The organism is Chryseobacterium sp. SIMBA_038, from assembly GCF_046535115.1.
In the GTDB taxonomy this organism is placed as follows: Bacteria; Bacteroidota; Bacteroidia; order Flavobacteriales; family Weeksellaceae; genus Chryseobacterium.
The window spans coordinates 1-279 of the sequence record NZ_JAWRXH010000110.1; the positions used below are offsets into that span (position 1 = coordinate 1).

Sequence of the window (279 nt, forward strand, 5' to 3'; positions counted from 1 at the left end):
GCGGATTGCAGGGTTATACGATCGGCGTGCGCAAAACCACGGATGCGCAGCAGGCAACACAGGTCACGAACAACGGCAGCATGATCGGTTCGCTGAATGGCAACCTGAACATCAGTGCGGGCAAGGATCTGCATGTCACCGGCAGCACCATACACGCCGGAAACGACATTAATCTCGGAGCCACGAAAGTAACGATTGATGAGGCGCGAAACACCGCTACACAGAACGAGCAGCAGTCGTTCAGTCAGACGGCAATTTCTGCGGGCATAAGCAATCCCG

General features: G+C 55.6%; 1 protein-coding gene. It reads left to right on the forward strand.

From position 1 onward, the window contains the following. A partial coding sequence (locus SB689_RS22915) for a hemagglutinin repeat-containing protein (protein ID WP_410694366.1) occupies positions 1 to 279 on the forward strand: 279 nt, incomplete at both ends.